15 protein-coding genes are annotated in these 15,604 nt (G+C 71.6%); 3 read left to right on the top strand and 12 right to left on the bottom strand.

Translation table 11 applies throughout. The annotated features are described in order from the left end of the window. Positions 1-10: 10 nt before the first annotated feature. The 4 genes from AC1MIR_RS03745 to AC1MIR_RS03730 are packed head-to-tail and all read right to left on the bottom strand — an operon-like array spanning position 11 to position 3,953. A complete protein-coding gene (locus tag AC1MIR_RS03745) occupies positions 11-1,093 on the bottom strand; it encodes a Bug family tripartite tricarboxylate transporter substrate binding protein (protein WP_480026840.1) in 1,083 nt (360 codons plus the stop codon). A 50-nt stretch (positions 1,094-1,143) separates the two neighbouring features. Continuing rightward, a complete protein-coding gene (locus AC1MIR_RS03740) occupies positions 1,144-2,256 on the bottom strand; it encodes a Bug family tripartite tricarboxylate transporter substrate binding protein (RefSeq protein ID WP_480026839.1) in 1,113 nt (370 codons plus the stop codon). A gap of 60 nt (positions 2,257-2,316) precedes the next feature. Beyond that, entirely contained in the window at positions 2,317-3,231 is a 915-nt protein-coding gene (locus AC1MIR_RS03735) for an alpha/beta fold hydrolase (protein WP_480026838.1), read from the bottom strand. A gap of 5 nt (positions 3,232-3,236) precedes the next feature. Continuing rightward, the gene (locus AC1MIR_RS03730; RefSeq protein ID WP_480026837.1) at positions 3,237-3,953 is read right to left on the bottom strand and encodes a GntR family transcriptional regulator; all 717 of its coding nucleotides are present in this window, start codon (positions 3,951-3,953) and stop codon (positions 3,237-3,239) included. Between the two features lie 59 nt (positions 3,954-4,012). Here AC1MIR_RS03730 and tcuA point away from each other — a divergent pair, with 59 nt between their 5' ends. The 3 genes from tcuA to AC1MIR_RS03715 all read left to right on the top strand — a co-directional run bounded on the left by tcuA (position 4,013) and on the right by AC1MIR_RS03715 (position 7,065). Further along, positions 4,013-5,410 (top strand): FAD-dependent tricarballylate dehydrogenase TcuA, encoded by a 1,398-nt coding sequence (gene tcuA, locus AC1MIR_RS03725; RefSeq protein ID WP_480026836.1) that lies wholly within the window; start codon positions 4,013-4,015, stop codon positions 5,408-5,410. Beyond that, positions 5,397-6,536, top strand: a complete 1,140-nt coding sequence (gene tcuB / locus AC1MIR_RS03720) for a tricarballylate utilization 4Fe-4S protein TcuB (protein WP_480026835.1) — start codon at positions 5,397-5,399, stop codon at positions 6,534-6,536. Before tcuA ends, tcuB begins: the two co-directional genes overlap by 14 nt. Positions 6,537-6,654: 118 nt before the next feature. Further along, positions 6,655-7,065, top strand: coding sequence for a PaaI family thioesterase (locus AC1MIR_RS03715; RefSeq protein ID WP_480026834.1), 411 nt, complete (start codon positions 6,655-6,657; stop codon positions 7,063-7,065). Between the two features lie 244 nt (positions 7,066-7,309). Here AC1MIR_RS03715 and AC1MIR_RS03710 read toward each other — a convergent pair whose 3' ends face one another. The 8 genes from AC1MIR_RS03710 to AC1MIR_RS03675 form a co-directional block, all read right to left on the bottom strand. Further along, complete coding sequence (locus tag AC1MIR_RS03710) at positions 7,310-9,544, bottom strand: xanthine dehydrogenase family protein molybdopterin-binding subunit (RefSeq protein ID WP_480026833.1); 2,235 nt, start codon at positions 9,542-9,544, stop codon at positions 7,310-7,312. 14 nt (positions 9,545-9,558) lie between these two features. Continuing rightward, positions 9,559-10,023: a (2Fe-2S)-binding protein gene (locus AC1MIR_RS03705; RefSeq protein ID WP_480026832.1), complete on the bottom strand. Its 465-nt coding sequence runs from the start codon at positions 10,021-10,023 to the stop codon at positions 9,559-9,561. 132 nt (positions 10,024-10,155) lie between these two features. Beyond that, positions 10,156-11,127, bottom strand: a complete 972-nt coding sequence (locus AC1MIR_RS03700; protein ID WP_480026831.1) for a Bug family tripartite tricarboxylate transporter substrate binding protein — start codon at positions 11,125-11,127, stop codon at positions 10,156-10,158. Positions 11,128-11,144: 17 nt separating this feature from the next. Then, positions 11,145-12,173: a membrane dipeptidase gene (locus AC1MIR_RS03695; RefSeq protein ID WP_480026830.1), complete on the bottom strand. Its 1,029-nt coding sequence runs from the start codon at positions 12,171-12,173 to the stop codon at positions 11,145-11,147. After that, positions 12,173-12,778 (bottom strand): DsbA family protein, encoded by a 606-nt coding sequence (locus AC1MIR_RS03690; protein ID WP_480026829.1) that lies wholly within the window; start codon positions 12,776-12,778, stop codon positions 12,173-12,175. Before AC1MIR_RS03690 ends, AC1MIR_RS03695 begins: the two co-directional genes overlap by 1 nt. Next, the gene (locus AC1MIR_RS03685) at positions 12,765-14,270 is read right to left on the bottom strand and encodes an FAD-dependent oxidoreductase (RefSeq protein WP_480026828.1); all 1,506 of its coding nucleotides are present in this window, start codon (positions 14,268-14,270) and stop codon (positions 12,765-12,767) included. Before AC1MIR_RS03685 ends, AC1MIR_RS03690 begins: the two co-directional genes overlap by 14 nt. Before the next feature lie 52 nt (positions 14,271-14,322). Next, on the bottom strand, positions 14,323-15,012 hold the full coding sequence (locus AC1MIR_RS03680) for a glutathione S-transferase family protein (RefSeq protein ID WP_480026827.1): 690 nt from the start codon (positions 15,010-15,012) through the stop codon (positions 14,323-14,325). A gap of 24 nt (positions 15,013-15,036) precedes the next feature. Next, the coding region (locus AC1MIR_RS03675) for a TetR/AcrR family transcriptional regulator (RefSeq protein WP_480026826.1) at positions 15,037-15,604 on the bottom strand (568 nt) is incomplete at its 5' end.

Genomic DNA, 15,604 nt, shown 5'->3' with positions numbered 1-15,604 from the left:
CCGGGCAGTCTCAGAAGCGGACGTTGTGGTTGGTGGTCAGGAACTGCCGCACCCAGGCCCGCGCCTCGGGCGAGATGCTGGTCGCGGTGGCGTAGAGACGATCGGCGGCCGGCCCCACGGCCTGGCGGTAGTCGCCCAGGATGTCGCCGCGACGCGCGATCAGCTCGGGGTCCTTCACCGCATCCTCGCAGGCCTTGCGATAGGCCGCGATGATCGGCGCCGGCGTCTCCTTCGGCAGCACGGCCGGCTTCTGGCCGGCGAAGGCGGAGACCGCGCAGGCGAGGTAGGCGTCGTACTCGGCGCCGGAGGGCGCCTTGCCCTGCATCGCCTGATAGACCTCCTCGAAGGTCGGGATTTCCGGGAAGGAGGGGTCGCGCACGATCTTCCCGTTCTCGTCCTGCACGCCGTAGGAGAAGAGCGGCACCGCCGCGCCGGACTGCACCATCGGCACCACCTGGGTCAGCCAGGCGGGCGTCGTCTGGTGGTCGATCGAGGCGTCGCCGCGCTCCACGGCCAGCCGCGCATCGCCGCGGCCGCGCATGCCGAAGACGTAGCGCACCTTCAGCCCGAGCATGTGCAGCGCGAGGATCGGCACGATGTCGAGGCCCGTCGCGCCCTGGCTCGGGAAGATCAGCTCCTTGTCCTTGAGCTGGGCGATCTGGTCGCCGCGCGTGATCCCGGTGCGGGAGGAGACATAGACCACGCCGCCGGTCGGCGAGACGATCATCGGCACCCAGTTCGCATAGTCGTAGCGGACGCGCCGGTCGCCCAGCAGGAAGGGCAGCTGGGTGGAGGCGGAGGAGCCGAAGAAGCTGAGCCCGTCCGGCCGCGCGCGCTGCGCGAACTCGTTGGCGCCGGTGATCGAGCCGCCGCCTGGGATGTTGCGGATGATGATGGTGGGCTGGCCGGGCAGGTATTTCGCGATGTAGGGCGCGAGGAACCGCGCCCACACGTCGCTGCCGCCGGCCTCGGCGAAGGGAATGACGAACTCGATCGTGCGGCCTGCGAAGCTCACCTGCGCGCCGGCGCGGCCGGGCAGGACGGCTGCGCCTGCGGCGGCGCCCAGCAGGGCGCGCCTCCCGATGCGGAACATGGCATGGTCTCCCTGTGGAGGCCGCCGGCCCGCGCCGGCGGCCAGGTGCGTCAGAAGCGCACGTTGTGGTTGGTGCTGAGGAAGTTGCGCACCCATTCGCGCGCATCCGCGTCGATGGTCGTCGCAACCTCGTAGAGTCGCTGGATGTTGTCGCCCACCGCCTGCTCGTAGTCGCCGAGCACCTCCTCCTTCTTCGCCTGCAGGTCGGGATCGGCGACCGCCTCGGCAAAGGCGCGGCGGTAGGTGGCGACGATCTCGGGCGCGGTGCCGCGCGGCAGCATCGCCGGCTTCTGGGCCGCGAAGCCCGAGCCGAAGAAGGCGAGATAGGCGTTGTACTCGACGCCGGAGGGCTTCCGGCCATGCATCATCTCATAGGCTTCGACGAAGTGCGGCAGGTCCGGGAAGGTCGGGTCGCGCGCCACGTTGCCCTGCGCATCCAGCACGCCCCAGGAGAAGAGCGGCACCACATTGCCGGCCTGGATCATCGGGCGCACCTGGGTCAGGAAGGCGGAGGAGGTCTGGTAGTCGATCGTCGCCTCGCCCCGCTCCAGCGCCAGCCGGCCCTCGCCGCGGCCGCGCATGCCGAAGACATGGCGCACCTTCAGGCCGAGCAGGTGGAACGCCAGCATCGGCACCAGGTCGAGCGAGGTCGCGCCCTGGCTGCCATAGACCAGCTCCTGGTCCTTGATCTTGCCGAGCTCGCGGGCGTTCGCGACGTTGAAGCGCGCCGGCAGGTAGACCACGCCGCCGGTCGGCGAGACCAGGATGGGCGGCATGTTGCGATAGTCGTAGCGCACCCGCCGGTCGCCCAGCAGGAAGGGGAACTGCGTGGAACCCGAGGTACCGATGAAGGTCGAGCCATCGTTGCGCGCGCGCTGGTAGAAATCGTTGGTGCCGGTGATGGAGCCGCCGCCCGGCACGTTGCGCACGATCACGCTCGGCCGCCCCGGCAGGTATTTCGCCAGGTAGGGCGACATGAACCGCGCCCAGACATCGCTGCCGCCGCCCTCGGCAAAGGGGATCACCCATTCGATCGTCTTGCCGGCGAAGTTGGTCTGCGCCCGCACGGCCGCCGCCGGCAGCAGCGTGGCCACACCAAGTGCCGCGGTCCCCTGGAGCAGCCTGCGCCGCCCGGGCCCGCGGGCCTCGAAGTCGCTACCCATTTATGAGCCTCCCGTGTCGCGTTCTGTCTGTTGTCGCATGGCGCGGCCCCGGAGGGCGTGTCAAGCGGGACCGGCGCCGAAGAATTCGAGGAACCAGGCCAGGGTCTCCTCCGGGGCGTGTTCGGGCACGTAATGGCCGCAAGGCAGGCGCACGCCGACCAGCTCCGTGGCGTAGTCCCGCCAGGCCGCGGTCACGTCGTCGAAGACCTGCCCGGTGTGGCTGCCGCCGCCGAACAGCACCAGCGTCGGGCAGGCGATCCGCCGGCCGGCCGCGACATCCGCCTCGTCCATCGCCCGGTCCACCGTCGCCGCCGCCCGGTAGTCGGCGCAGGAGGCGCGGATCGTCTTGGACGTGAAGCAGCGGACATACTCTTCGAAGGCCCGCGGGTGGAAGATCGAGAGGCCGACGCCCTTCTTGCCGATCTTCCGTTCCATGTACCAGCGCGCCGGCACGCTCTCGAGCATCGTCTCGGGCAGGTCGCCTTCCTGCGGCATGAAGACCCAGTGCCAGGACTTCATGGCCCATTCGGCCGAGGCGTTCCGCCACACATGCAGCGTCGGCAATATGTCGAGCAGCGCCAGGCGCAGCACCCGGTCGGGGTGATCGAGCGCCATGCGGTGGCCGACGCGCGCGCCGCGGTCGTGCCCGGCCAGGAAGAAGCGCTCATGGCCGAGCGCCTGCATCACCTCCACCTGGTCCCGCGCCATGGCGCGGAAGCTGTAGTTCTCCGTCGTTGCCGGGTCGGGTCCCGTGCTGTCGCCATAGCCGCGCAGGTCGGCGGCGACGACGTGGAAGCGCTCCGCGAGGCGCGGGGCGATGCGGTGCCAGCAGACATGGGTCTGCGGATTGCCGTGCAGCAGCAGCAGCGGCGGCCCCTGCCCCGCATGGCGCAGATGGATGCGCGCGCCGCCGGAGGTCTCGATGTCGAGGGCCTCGAAGCCGGGCAGCAGCCCGTGATCCGGCGGGGCGCCCATGCCGCTCATCGCTCCGGCCGCCGTGCCACGGGCGCGGCCACCGGCATGCCGACCGCCCGGCCGAGCCAGGCGAGGCGGTGGCGCTGGGCCGCGCGGGCGTGTCCGCGCGCCGCCGCCTCGGCCGCGTCGCCGGCGCGCCGGCGGCGCGCGGCCAGGATGGCGCCGTGCTCGGCATGGGCCGCGGCGGCGCGCCCGCCGAGCGTCAGCAGCGTCGGCAGCAGCGCGATGGTGGTGGAGATCTGCTCCAGGCTGCGCAGCAGGTAGCGATTATGCGCGGCCAGATAAAGCATGCCGTGGATGCGCTGGTTGAGCTCCGACAGCGCGGCCGGATCCTCGAAGGCGGCGGGCTCGGCCTCGATCAGCTCGGCCATGGCGTCGAACTCGGTCTCAGTGGCGTGCTGCGCGGCGAGGCGCGCGGCCGCGCCCTCCAGGATTTCCCGCATCACATAGAGCTCGACCACCTGCTGGTGGTCGGGGCGCGTCACGGCCAGGCCGCGGCGCGGGTCGCGGGTGAGCAGCCCCTCCGCCTCGAGCCGCGCGATCGCCTGGCGGACGGGCGTGCGCGAGACGCCGAAGCGGGTGGCGAGATCGGTCTCGGTCAGCCGCAGGCCGGGCGCGAGCAGCCCCTCCCGCACCGCGTCGCGGATGCGGTCATAGGCTTCCTGGCCGAGGTCCCGGGGGGCATGCGGCAGGCCGGGCGGCGGCGCGGGGGGCAGGTCCATGGCTCTGGACATCATGGGATACAACTGGATACAAGGCCAGCGGAAATCGCGGGGACCCCATGCCCGACTTCTCCCGGACCTATGACGTCCTGGTCGCCGGCGGCGGCAACGCGGCGCTCTGCGCCGCCATCGAGGCGCGGCGGGCCGGCGCCTCGGTGATCCTGGCCGAGCACGCGCCCCCGCCCATGCGCGGCGGCAATTCCCGCCACACGCGCAACCTCCGCGCCCTGCACCCGGCGCCGACCGACGTGCAGACCGAAAGCTATCTGGAAGAGGAATACTGGGACGACCTGCTGCGCGTGACCGGCGGCAAGACCGACGAGCACCTGGCGCGCATGTGCATCCGCGCCTCCCAGCACGCGCCCGCCTTCCTCGCCTCCTGCGGCGTCACCTTCCAGCCCTCGCTGTCGGGCACGCTCTCGCTCTCGCGCACCAACGCCTTCTTCCTCGGCGGCGGCAAGGCGCTGCTGAACGCGCTGTACCGCACCGCGACGACGCTCGGGGTCGAGATCCTGTACGACACGGAAGTGCAGCACATCTCGGTGCAGGACGGCTTCGCGACCGAGGCCATCGTCTCCCACAAGGGCTTCCCCGAACGCATCCGCTTCAAGGCGCTGGTCGCGGCCTCCGGCGGGTTCCAGGCGAACCGCGAATGGCTGCGGCAGTACTGGGGCAGCGCTGCCGACGAGTTCCAGATCCGCGGCACGCCCTATGCCCAGGGCCGCGTGCTGCGCGACCTGCTGGACCAGGGCGTGCAGGAGGTGGGCGACCCCACGCAGTTCCATGCTGTCGCCAACGACGCCCGCGCGCCGATGGAGGCTGGGGGGCTGGCCATGCGGCTCGACTGCATCCCCTTCGCCATCGCGGTGAACCGAAATGTCGAGCGCTTCTACGACGAGGGCGAGGATGTCTGGCCGAAGCGCTACGCGATCTGGGGCCGCCTGATCGCGCAGCAGCCCGGGCAATGCGCCTTCGCCATCACCGACAGCCAGGCCGAGCTCGACTACCTGCCGAGCGTCTTCCCGCCCTACAAGGCGAACACCATCGCCGAGGTCGCCGCGATGGCCGGCATCGACGGCGCGAAGCTCGAACGCGTGGTGGCGGAATACAACGCCGCCGTGCGCCCCGGCACCTTCCGCCCCATGGTGCCCGACGATTGCCGCACCGAGGGGCTGACGCCACCGAAGAGCCACTGGGCGCGGCGCATCGAGAAGCCGCCCTTCATCCTGCATCCGCTGCGCACCGGCATCACCTTCACCTTCCTCGGGCTGAAGGTGAACGACCGCGCGCGCGTGCTGATGGCGGACGGCAAGCCATCGGCCAACATGTTCGCATCCGGCGAGATCATGTCCGGCAACATCCTCGGCCAGGGCTACCTGGCGGGCTTCGGGATGACGCTCGGCACCGTGTTCGGCCGCATCGCCGGCGAGGAGGCCGCGCGCCATGTCCGCAACTGAAGCCGCACCCGCCGGCGCCCCCAGCGAGGCGATGCAGGATGCCTGGCGGCAGATGCAGGTCTGCAACGCCTGCCGCTATTGCGAGAGCTATTGCGCGGTGTTCCCGGCCATGGCGATGCGGCGGGACTTCAGCGAGGGCGATCTGACGCACCTGGCGAATCTCTGCCATGGCTGCAAGGGCTGCTACCACGCCTGCCAATACGCGCCGCCGCATCCCTTCGAGATCAACATCCCCGCGACCTTCGCGCAGATCCGCCAAGAGAGCTACGCGGCGCATGCCTGGCCCGCGCCGATGGGCCGCCTGTTCGAGCGCAACGGCACCGTCGTCTCGCTCGCCGCGGCGCTGATCGTGACGCTGGTGCTGCTGGCCACGGTCGCGCTGAAGGACCCGGCGGTGCTCTATACGCCGCAGACCGGCCAGGGCGCCTTCTTCCGCATCATCCCGCTCTGGCTGATCAACCTGCTGGCCGGTGCGACCTTCGGCTATGCAATCCTGGCGATGACCATGGGCGGCATCCGCTACTGGCGTGGCACGGCCGGCGGCGCGGGACCGGTGCCGAAGGCGGCGGCGGTGGATGCGACGGTGGACATCCTCACGCTCCGCAACCTCGGCGGCGGCGGGCATGGCTGCAACGACCTCGACGACAGCTTCGCGATGCATCGCCGCTGGCTGCACCAGGCGATGTTCTACGGCTTCCTGCTGTGCTTCGCGGCGACCTGCACGGGCGCCGTCTATCACCACGTCCTCGGCTGGAAATCGCCGCATGCCTTCTGGAGCCTGCCGGTGCAGCTCGGCACCTGGGGCGGCGTGCTGCTCTGCATCGGCACGGCAGGGCTTGTCTGGGTGAAGGTGATCACCGACCCGGTCCCGGTCGCGCGCCAGCTCATGGGCGGCGAATACGCCATGCTGGTCCTGTTGTTCCTCGTCGGTTCGACCGGGCTGCTGCTGCTGGCGCTGCGCCACACCGGCGCGATGGGCCTGCTGCTCGCGCTGCATTTCGGCCTGGTGCTCGCGCTGTTCGTCGCGATGCCGTACAGCAAGATGGTCCATGGCGTGTATCGCGGCCTGGCGCTGCTGCGCCATGCGCGGGAGCGCCGCGCCGCGCCGCGCGCGACGGCGACGTAACGAGCGCTTCGCCGTCTGGACGAATCACGGCGGCCATGCGCAATCGTAGGTCGGTTGCGGGGCGCGGCGACGTATGATGCTGTCGCGCTCGCGCCCCCCGCGCGCAGAGGTGCCTGGCATGCCGTTCGATCCCGCGGCGATGGGCTGGAAGCCCTTCGACGACCCGGCCCTGCCGCCGGTGATGCTGCGGCATTGGGAACGCGAGGAGGGCGAGGGCATCGCCTATGGCTTCGAGACCGACGCCACCCAGGCCAATGGCCTCGGCGTCGTGCATGGCGGCATCCTCGCGACCTATGTGGATCACACGATGGGCCGGGTGGCGCGTCGTGCCGCGGGAGACCAGCCGGTCGCGACGATCCAGCTCGACCTGCACTACCTCTCCCCGGCACGGCCGGGCCATTTCATCGAGGCGCGCGGCATCGTGGTGCGCCGGACGATGTCGGTGATCTTCCTGCGCGGCGCGCTGACCTCGGAGGGCACCGACGTGCTCACCGCCAGCGGGATATGGAAGATCCTCGGCCGGCGGTGAGTTGGCTTTCCTGAGCGGACCGATTCAGACCTCCGGGGCCTGCGCCCCTTCGGTCATCGGGCCTTGCCTGTGGGGCGGGCCGATTCAGACCTTCGGGGCTTGCGCCCCTTCGGTCATCGGGCCTTGCCTATGGGGCGGGCCGATTCAGACCTTCGGGGCTTGCGCCCCTTCGGTCATCGGGTCGCCATTCACGTGGCGGACCGATTCAGACCTCCGGGGCTTGCGCCCCTTCGGTCATCGGGCCTTACCCGCGCAGCGCTGCCAGCACGCGCTCCGGCGTGAAGGGCACCTCCGGCACGTGCCGGCCCGTCGCAGCCAGGATCGCATTCGCGATCGCGGCGCCCGTCGGTCCCTGGCTGCCCTCACCCACGCCGAGCGCGGGCAGGTCCGGCCGATCGATCAGCACGCTCTCGATCGGCGGCACCTGGCCGAAGCCGATGATCGGATAGGCGTGGTAGTCCTCGCTGGTCATGCGCTGCGCATCCCAGCGGCCCTCCTCTATCAGCGTCCAGGACGCGGACTGCACCATCCCGCCCTCGATCTGGTTGGTGATGCCGTCCGGGTTCACCGCGCGCCCGGCCTCTGTCGCCGCCCACATCCGCTGCACGCGCACCGCGCCGCTGCCGACATCCACGGCGACCCGCGCCACCACCGCCACATGGCTGTCGGAGTTCTTGTATTTCGACAGCCCAACGCCCGTGCCGACCAGTTCCGTCCCCTGCGCGCGTCCGCGCCCGAGCGTCACGGGGCGCGGCTGCCAGCCCGAGATCTCCACGGCGCGTCGCAGCACCGCGACGAGGCGCGGATTCTGCAGGTGGCGCAGGCGGTAGGCGACCGGGTCCTGCCCTGCGATCGCCGCGCACTCGTCCATGAACATCTCGGCGGCGACCACGTTGAAGTAGCCGCCGAGGGTGCGCAGCGCGGAGGTGCGCACCGGCATCTCCGCATGGAAATGGGTGGTCACCTTCTGTCCCGGCACCGCATAGATCGGCACCGCGTTGCGCGCCGCGGCGCCGTTCGGCAGCGCGCCGTCGGTCGCGCGCGGCGGCGGCACTGGGTTCTCCAGATACCAGGCCGAGCGCAGGTTGCAGCCTTCCCGGCCGCCGGGACGCGTCGAATGCGGGAAGGACCAGACATCATGCGACCAGGAGGCGAGGCCGCCGTCGGCGCCGAGCCCGGCCTCCAGCCGCACGATCATGGCGGAGCCCCAGGGCTCCCACACCATCTCCTCCTCATGCGTCCAATGGACCCGCACGGGCTTGCCCGGCACGGCGCGGGCGAGCAGCGCCGCATCCAGCGCGACGTCGTCCGCGCCGTTATGCCCGTAGCAGCCCGAGCCCTGCGCATGGATCACGCGGATCGTATCCGGCTGCAGGCGCAGGCCGCGCGCCAGGTCGCCGCGCAGCGGGAACGGCCCCTGGGTGTGCGACCAGACGGTGAGGCGCCCGTCATCCCAGCGGGCGAGCGCGCAGGAAGCACCGATCGAGGCATGCGCCTGGAAGCCGCGGCGATACTCGGCCCGGTGGCTGCGCGCGCCGGCGGGGCCGGCATCCGTCGTGTGGATGGTGCGGGTCTCGGCCGGTGCGCTCAGCAGATGGTCGAACACCGCCTTGCCGCCGAACAGCGCCGCACCGTCCTGCCAGCGTGCGGCAGCGACGATCTTCCGCGCCGCGTCGTTGGCCTGTTCCTCGCGCCGCGCGACGACGCCGACGAACGACCCGTCGCGCACCACGGCCGCCACGCCCGGCAGGCCGCGCGCCCAGTCCATGTCGAGCGAGACGAGCTTCGCCGCATAGCCGGGCGGCCGCGCCACGGCGCCGAACAGCATCCCCTCGGGCCGCATGTCGTGGATGAAGACCTGCTGCCCGAACACCTTCGCCGGGATGTCCGTGCGCGGCATGGAGGTGCCGATCAGCGTCGCCGCCATCGGCGGCTTGCGCCGCGCGGTCGTGTCCACCGGCCGCACCAGCGAGACATGGGACGCGGCCTCGGCATAGGTCATGCGCCGGCCGCCCAGCCCCTCGATCACGCCGTCGCGGACGCCGAGCGCCGCGCGCTCCATGCTCCATTGCGTCGCGGCGACGCCGAGCAGCGTGGCGCGCGCATCCGCGCAGGCGACGCCGAGCGCCTCGCCGCCGTAGCGGATGGACTGGCTGCCGGCCGTGACGCCCTCATTCGCGGTCTGCGCGGTGTCGCCGGAGATCAGCTCGATCCGGTCGGGCGCGACATCCAGCTCCTCGGCGGCGATCTGGCGCATGGCGGTCAGCACGCCCTGCCCCAGCTCGACCCGCCCGGTGAGCACGACGATGCGCCCATCGGGGGTGATGCGCACCCAGCTGTCGAGGCGCGGATTGCTGCGCAGCATCGGCGTGACCGGGGCCGGCGCGGCCTGTCCGGCTGCTTCCTGCCAGCGGAAGCCGATGGCGAGGCCGGCGGCACCGGCGGCGAAGGCGCCCAGCAGGGCGCGGCGGGACGGCATCTCGGCGCCCATGGTCAGGCCCCCCGCCCGTTCGCCGCGCGCAGCACCGCGCGCACCACGCGCGGCTGCGTGCCGCAGCGGCAGAGATTGTGGTCCAGCACCTCCTTCACCGTCGCCTCGTCCAGGCTGGCGGGGCGTTCCTGCAGCAGCGCCGCGGCCTGCATGATCATGCCGTTGGTGCAGTAGCCGCACTGCGCCGCCTGTTCGGCGATGAAGGCCGTCTGCAGCGGATGCGGCCGGTCGGGCGTGCCGAGCCCTTCCAGCGTGGTGACGGCATGGCCGACCGCGTCGCCCGCCCGCATCTGGCAGGAGCGCACGGCGCGCCCATCCACCAGCACGGTGCAGGCGCCGCATTGCGCGCGCCCGCAGCCCAGCTTCGGTCCGTTGAGTTCCAGGTCGTTGCGAAGCACGAAGATCAAGGGCGTCGCCGGGTCCACCTCGACCTCGGTCGTGCGCCCGTTCACGCTGAGACGCAGCATGACGGTTTCCTTCCCCCTTGCCTGCCGCGCGCGATGGCGCCGGCACCGCGTCCCGTTCGCCGGGCTCGCGGAACGAAGGCTAGGGCGCGGCGCGGCGCAAAGGAAGGGGTCGCCGCCGTGCCGCGGCGCGGGTCAGTCCAGCTTCACGCCGGCCTTCTGCACCACCTCCCGCCACTTCGCCGTCTCGCTGGCGATGAAGGCGGCGAAGGCGCGGCGATCGAGGAAGGTGGTCGTGAAGGCCGCGGTCGCCAGGCGTTCGCGCACTTCCGGCTGGCGCAGGATCTTCCCGATCTCCTGCTCAAAGCGCGCCGCGATCGGATCGGGCAGGCCGCGCGGGCCGAGCAGGCTGATCCAGCCGACGGAGGCGTAGCCCGGCACATGCTGCTCCGCGATGGTCGGCACATCGGGGAAGAAGGGCGAGCGCTCCGCCGAGGTGACGCCGATGGCGCGCACCTGGCCGCCGCGCACCGGGCCGGTCAGCGCGGCCAGCGTGTCCGACATCAGCGGCACCTGGCCCGCGATGAGGTCCGCGAGCGCCGGGCCGGAGCCGCGATAGGGCACATGCGTCAGCTGCACGCCGGTCATGCTGGCGAACAGCTCCATGTTCAGGTGCTGCGTCGTGCCGTTGCCGGAGGATGCGTAGAAGATCGCGCCCGGATTGGCGCGCGCCCGCGCCACCAGCTCCCCGATCGTGTTCACCGGAAAGTCCTTGTTGACCACGAAGAGCTGCGGGACGGAGGCGATCAGCGCGATCGGCGTCATGTCCTTCAGCGGGTCGTAGCCGAGGCGCGGATAGAGGCTCGGCGCGATGGTGGTCGGGCCGCTCCCGCCCATCACCACCGCGGTGCCGTCGGCTGGCTGGTTGGCGGCGTATTCCATGCCGACGGTGCCGCCGGCGCCGGGCCGGTTCTCGACCACCACGGGCTGGCCGAGCCCCGGGGGCAGGCGCAGCGCCAACCAGCGCATGATAAAGTGCCCGCCCTGCCCCGGCGGGAAGGGCACGATGATGCGCACGGGGCGCGTCGGAGACCAGGCCTCCTGCGCCGCCGCGGGCAGCGCGAGCGCCGCGCCGGATGCGCCGAGCAGGATGCGACGTGAGAGCATGTTGCTTGCCTCCTCTTTCATTCCGGCGCGCCCCAGACGCGCTGCAGCAGCGCGAGCCAGTTGCCGCCCAGCAGCTTCAGGATCGTCGCCTCGCCCCAGCCGCGGCGGAGCATGGCCGCGGTGATGTGCGGCATCTCGTGGATGCGCTGGATGCCGCGGGGCTTGTTGATCTTCGCCGTGGCGAACTCCGTCAGGTTGCGGGCGTATCCTTTGTCCCGGCTGGCATAGGTCTGGTACGGGCCGGGGCGCGGGTGATCCAGGCTGAAGTCGCAGCCGAGGCCGACATGGTCCTCGCCGACCAGCGCGATCACATGCGCCATCGCGTCCAGGTAGTCCTCCACCGTCGCGTCGTTGCCGGCGCGCAGGCCGGGCGCGAAGAGGCTGATGCCGATGATCCCGCCGCGCTCGGCGCAGGCCGCGAGCAGCGCGTCGGTCTTGTTGCGCGGCACGTCGTGCAGCGCGCGCGGCAGGACATGCGAGATGCAGACCGGCTGCTTCGACCAGGCGATGGCGTCGAAGCTCGTCTTCTCGCCGACATGGCTGAGGTCGCAGAGCACGCCGACGCGGTTCATCTCATGCACCGCCTCGCGGCCGAAGCCGGTGAGGCCGGAGTCCGTCAGTTCGAGATAGCCGGCGCCCGAATAGTTCTGGGTGTTGTAGGTCAGCTGCATGATGCCGACGCCGAGATCCTTGAAGATCGCGATGTCCTGCAGCCGGTCCTCGATGGGCGAGGTGTTCTGCCAGCCGATGCTGATGCCGGTGCGTCCCTCCGCCTTGGCCGCATGGATGTCGGCGACCGTCCTCACCGGGCGGATCAGGTCGGCATGCTCCTCGAACATGCGCTTCCAGGCGAGGATGTTGTCGAGCCCGCCGCGCAGATCCTCCCACAGGACGGAAGCTGCGTTCACGGCGGTGACGCCGCCGTCCCGCATCTCCTGGAAGATCGTGCGGCTCCAGTTGCAGGTGGAGAGGCCGTCGAAGACCAGGGCGCGCGCGTGCAGGGCGGCGGCGCGCGCCATGAGGTCGGGGTCGTCATGCGCCAGCATCAGGCGGCGGCCTTCGCCAGCGCGCGGTCCACGAAATCCAGCCGGTCCTGGCCCCAGAACAGCTCGCCATCCACGATGTAGGTCGGCGTGCCGAAGATGCCGCGCGCCTCGGCCTCAGCCAGATTGGCCTGCCATTGCGCGACATGGCGCGGCAGCGCGGGATCGCGCACCAGCGCGGCACCCGCCTCCCCCACCGTGGCGCGGGCGAGCTGCTGCAGCGTCGCGACATCGGCGATGTCGCGCTCCTCGGCCCAGAGCGCGCGCTGCACGGCGAAGGTGAAGGACTGCGCGTCGAGCCCCGCTTCCTGCACCGCGATCACCGCCTGCGCCGCGGTCTCGATGGTGCGGCAGGGGTAGAAGCGCGGCGTCAGGTTCAGCGGCATGCCGAGATGCGCGCGCCAGCGCGCCAGTTCCAGCGCGTGATAATCCTGCCGAGGCTGCGCGCGGGTGCGCAGCGGGATGCCGCCATTCGCCTCGATCACGCGGATCGGGCGCAGCACCACGCGCGCGCCGTGCCGCGCCGCAATCTTCCGCACGCGCGGCGCGCCGAAATACGCCCAAGGGGAGGAGATGCCGTAGAAGACGAGAAGTTCAGGCGGCGGCATCGCTGTCCTTTCCGACCGGGTCGGTCCAGGGCGTCCATTCGTCGCCCAGCAATTCGGGCGTGTCATAGGCGGCGAAGGCGGCGTGCAGCCTGGCACGGTCCTCCACGAAGAGGCTGCGCGCGATCGCCTCGGTCAGGCGCCGCGCGGCCTCGGTGACGGAGGGGATGCCGCTGGTCACCTTGCCGTGGCTCAGCACGGCCGGATAGGCGAAGCAGTGGATGCGATCGAGGCCCGGGCAGCCGCCCGGCACGCGCTCCTGGAACTCGAAGCCCGGCCCGAGATCCGGATGCGCGGCGAGGCCTTCGTCCTCCTCGCCAGGCGGCGGGGTGAAGGCATCGGCCCAGCGGCGCAGATGCGGGGCGACGGCGCGGAGCTCCGGCCGCGTCTCCGGCGCGATCTCGAAGCCGGTGGCGAGGATCAGGAAGTCCAGACGATGCACGCCCTGCGGCGTCGTCACGCGCAGCGCGCCCCCCTGCTCCTCCGCCGCCAGGATCGGGCTCGCGAAGTGGAAGCGCGCATTCGGGTGGCGCGATACGCGCAGCACGGAGGAGCGCGGCGCCGGCAGCTGCGCGGCATTGGCCAGGCGGAACAGCGCCCATTTGTCGGCGCGCGGCAGGCCGAGATAGCCATGCGCCATCCCCTTGCTGCCGATGCCGGTGAACTTGTCCACCCGGGGCATCTCCGCGCGGCGGATCAGCAGATCCACCGAGGTCGCGCCGGCCTCCAGCGCGCTCGCCGCATTGTCCATCGCCGAAGCACCGGCGCCGACCACGCCGACGCGCTTGCCGGCCAGCGCCGCCATCGCGATGTGGTCCGAGGAATGCGCCCAGAATTTCCGGCGCAGCGAGGCGACCACCGCCGGCACCGCCGGCCCGCCCAGGCCGTCTATGCCGGTGGCGAGCACGACGCGCCGGGCATGCAGGAGGCCGGCACCGTTCGCGTCCAGGAACGCGATCGCGATGGGCGCATCACCACCCTGCGGGCGGATGGCGGTGACCTCGATGCCGTTGCGCACGGGCAGGTCCAGCACGCGGCGGTACCAGACAATGTGGTCCATCCACATCGCGCGCGGGATGCGCAGCATGCGCTGCCAGGCCTCGCGGCCATACTGCGCCTCGAACCAGGCGCGGAAGGTGAGCGAGGGAATGCCGAGCGCCGGTCCGGCGGCTTCCTTCGCAGTGCGCAGCGTGTTCATCCGCGCCGTCGTCACCCAGGGGCCTTCCAGCCCCGCCGGCGCGCGATCCAGCACCGCGATGCGCGCGATGCCGGCAAGCCGCAGAGCCGCCGCCGCGCAGAGCCCGTTCAGCCCGCCGCCGATGATCGCGACGTCGAGCAACTCGCCCTGCGCAAATCCCGTCTCCGGCACCCAGGGCTTCGCCGGCAGATTCAGGAAGGCGAGATCCTCGGCCAGCTTTCCTTCCAGCGCGCGCAGCCGCGCGGCGGCGTCGCCGAGCGGGATGAACTGCGCGCTGTCCGTTGCGGGCGGTGGCATCGGGGGAGCCTAACGGTGCCCTCCCCGCCCAACAACCGGGCTTCGGCCCGCTTCAGCCGCCGAAGCAGGGGGCGCGGCGCGCCATGCCGCCATGCAGGTCGAGCAACCGCTCCCGCCAGGCATGCACGGCGTCGTCGGGCTCCAGCAGGCGCAGCGGGCTGCAACTGCGGGCCCACATGAAGCTGCCGAAGACGATATGGTCCGCGTAGTCGGGCGCCGCCCCGCCGAAGAAGGGCTGTTCGCGCAGCATCAGCCGGATCGGCTGCAGCGACGCGCGGAAGGCCGGCAGCCGCGCCTCGCGGTCGGCGGTCACCTGCTCCAGCGTCATGCCGAAGCGCTTCTCGCGGCTCTCGACGAAATAGGCGCGCTCCTTCTCGCCGAGCAGCGCGGGAATGTCGGAGACGATCATCCGGCCGATGCCGGCCAGCACCACGCTGTCGTTCCAGGCGGCGAGGAAGCGGTAACCCGCGGGATGGCCGTGCAGCAGGCTCGGCCGGTCCGGATAGGCCTGGTCGAGATACTGCGCGATCGCCCAGGAATCCGCGACGACGCGCTCGCCATCCACCAGCACCGGCACCTTCTCGTGCTGCGCGAAGGCGAGCCGGTCCGTCTCGGTGAAGCGCCAGGGCACGCTCTCGAAATCGAGGCCCTTATGCGCCAGCGCCATGCGGCTGCGCCAGCAGAAGGGGCTGAAGATGCGCGCGGCGTCGGTGCCGCAGAGTTCGTAGAGCTGGCGGGCCATGGTCCTCGGCTTTCGGTTCGCGGATCAGTTCGGCGGGGCGGGGTCGAGCAGGCTGAGCGCCTGGCGCCCGGCGCCCTTCAGCAGCGCCGGCTCCGGATGCGCGCGGGCCAGCACGCGCAGGCCCATGATCGTGGTGAGCAGCAACCGCGCCACGTCGCGCGCCGGCCGCGCCGCGGCGATGCTGCCGTCGCGCTGCCCGGCGGCCACGCAGCGGTGAAAGAAGCCCTCCAGCTCGCCCAGGCGATCCGCAACCAGCCGGGCGATCACCGCATCATGCGGGGCGACTTCCAGCGCCGTGTTCACCAGCAGGCAGCCGCGCGGATCGGCCAGCGAGCGCGCCACCACTTCCTCGAGGAAGCGCTCGATCGCGGCGCGGGGCGGAAGGCCGGTTTCCAGGCGGCGGATGCGCTCGCGCATGTTGGCGTCGAGATAGCGGTCGAGGCAGCGCGTGAAGAGCGCGTGCTTGTCGCCGAAGGCGTTGTAGAGGCTCGGCGCGCCGCGCCCCCACGCCGCGCCGCGGGCGCGCCCCGCGGTCGCGGCGAAGCCGCGCCGCCCGCAGCCGGCGGGGGGCGCGGCGCGGGCGCGGGGCGCG

Source organism: Falsiroseomonas sp. RANM36, assembly GCF_056682175.1.
Note: the sequence above shows the minus strand (reverse complement) of the source record. Positions and strands in the feature narration are given on the sequence as shown.